At 35.2% G+C, this 2,155-nt stretch carries 2 protein-coding genes; both read left to right on the top strand.

The genetic code is table 11. The features are described 5' to 3' along the window. A partial coding sequence (gene rsfS / locus Q0370_RS06525; RefSeq protein ID WP_299573656.1) for a ribosome silencing factor occupies window positions 1-280 on the top strand: 280 nt, incomplete at its 5' end. Window positions 281-304: 24 nt separating this feature from the next. Then, window positions 305-2,155, top strand: a 1,851-nt coding sequence (gene mrdA, locus Q0370_RS06530; RefSeq protein ID WP_299573658.1) for a penicillin-binding protein 2, incomplete at its 3' end; no start/stop codon positions are given.

A 2,155-nucleotide genomic window follows, 5' to 3' on the forward strand; every position in this document is an offset into this window, starting at 1 on the left:
ACAGGATATAAAAGTGTATGATATGAGAGGAAAATCGCCATTTTTTGATTATTCAATATTGTGTACTGGGAGTTCTTCTAGAAATATTGAAGCGATAGCGGCTGATATAAAGAAAAGCCTTGAAAATGTGAAAAATGTGGAAGGGCTTGAGGAGGCTAACTGGGTTCTTATTGATGCCGGAGATATAGTTATAAGCGTGTTTAGTAAAGATGCCAGAGATTACTACAGACTGGATGATTTTTATAATGGCGTGAATGAAGGAAACGAGGAAACAGAATAGATAACAGTTATAAGGAGGAAAATTATGAGAGAATTAGATAAAGAAGAGAAAAATGTACGATTTATTGCCTTTCTTATTCTTGTCGGAGCTGTTTTTCTAATATTAATTGCACGTCTGTTTACATTGCAGATATTAGAGGCTTCACAATATGCAGAACAGGCATTGCAAAATAGAATTAGAACAAATATAATAAAGGCTACACGTGGAGAAATTTACGACAGGGAAGGTAAATTGCTTGCTAAAAATACAACAGGATATCAGCTGGTTCATATGCATACATATACGTTAGATCCAAATGACTTGAAACTTTTAAAGGAAGTTAAGGGAATGACGCCAGAACAGATGGATGCTAGGCTTGCTAACGAACGTAAGGCTGTGGCAAAACGGATTAAGGAAACAATGGGCGATATAAATACTATAAGCCAGCTTACAGGATATCAGGTTGACTATCTTATAGATAGATTTTATAAGCAGCAAAGAATGGGAACTGATAAAAAGATACTTGTTATTGAAGATTTAGACAAGCAGGTGGCATTAAGGGCAATTGAAAAAATTAATAATGACAGAATCGGCATTGTGGAGTATAATAAGAGATTTTATCCTGAAGATGCGCTTGCATCGCATGTTATTGGATACGTAAAGCCTATTAGTGAAAAGGAATTCAAGGATTTGGAAAAGGATGGATATAGAAATAGTGACCTGATTGGTAAAAAAGGTGTTGAACGTTCTTACGACAAGGAAATGAAAGGTCAAGACGGTAGGGAAAATGTTGAAGTTGATGCTAAAGGAAATGTTATAAGGCAAGTGGAGGCAACAGAAAGTGTTGCAGGAAAAAATGTCTACTTGTCAATTGACATGGAATTGCAAAAATATATGACAGATGCATTTTCAGGTAAAAGTGGAGTTTTTATTGCAATGGAAGTTAAAACTGGAAAAATAATTACATTTGTAAGTAATCCTGAAATCAGCTTGAATTTATTAAGTTCGAGAATACCTGATAATCAATGGACTGAACTGGTAAATTCAAAGGCAAAGCCGCTTGTTAATAAGGGAATTGCTGGACTTTATCCGCCAGGATCGACTTTTAAAGCAGTAACGGGAATGGGAATACTGGAATCTGGAATTTCTCCTTATGCTACTGTAAATTCAACTGGACAGTACAGATACGGGAAGTTAATATTTAGGGATTCGCATAAATCTGGACACGGAATTACCAATTTTGCAAAATCCATAGAGCAATCTGTAAATACATATTATTATGTATTTTCACAAAAAGCTGGAATTAACAATATTGTAAAATATGCAAAGGAATTTGGAATTGGATCTAAGACAGGAATTGATATTCCTGGAGAATTGACAGGAACATTGCCTAGTCCTGAATGGAAGAAGAAAAGATTTAAGAAGAAACAGGATCAGAGATGGCTGCCTGGAGATTTGATAAATATGTCAATTGGACAAGGATATGTTTTGGCAACTCCAATTCAAATTGCCTCAGTTTATCAAACTATAGCTAATAATGGTGTAAAATTAAGACCTACGGTTGTTGACAGATTTGTGACATATTCAGGAAAAGTTGAAAATAATAAGCCTGTAGTAATAAAAAAATTGAAGGTAAGTCCAAAGAATTTGAAACTATTACAAAATGCCTTGAGATTGCCGGTAAGTGGTCCAGGTGGAACAGCTAAAGTTTTATATATACCAAATTATCCAGTTTCAGCAAAAACAGGGACTGCACAAAATTCAGGATTTGTAGATAACCACTCTTGGATTGCGGGATATTTTCCATCTGATAATCCTCAGATTGTTTTTGTGTCAGTTGTAGAAGGTGGAGGATATGGAGGAGTAGCTTCTGGAGACATGGCTCTTAAATTCATA

It is taken from the genome of uncultured Leptotrichia sp. (assembly GCF_938036635.1).
Taxonomy (GTDB): domain Bacteria; phylum Fusobacteriota; class Fusobacteriia; order Fusobacteriales; family Leptotrichiaceae; genus Leptotrichia; species Leptotrichia hongkongensis.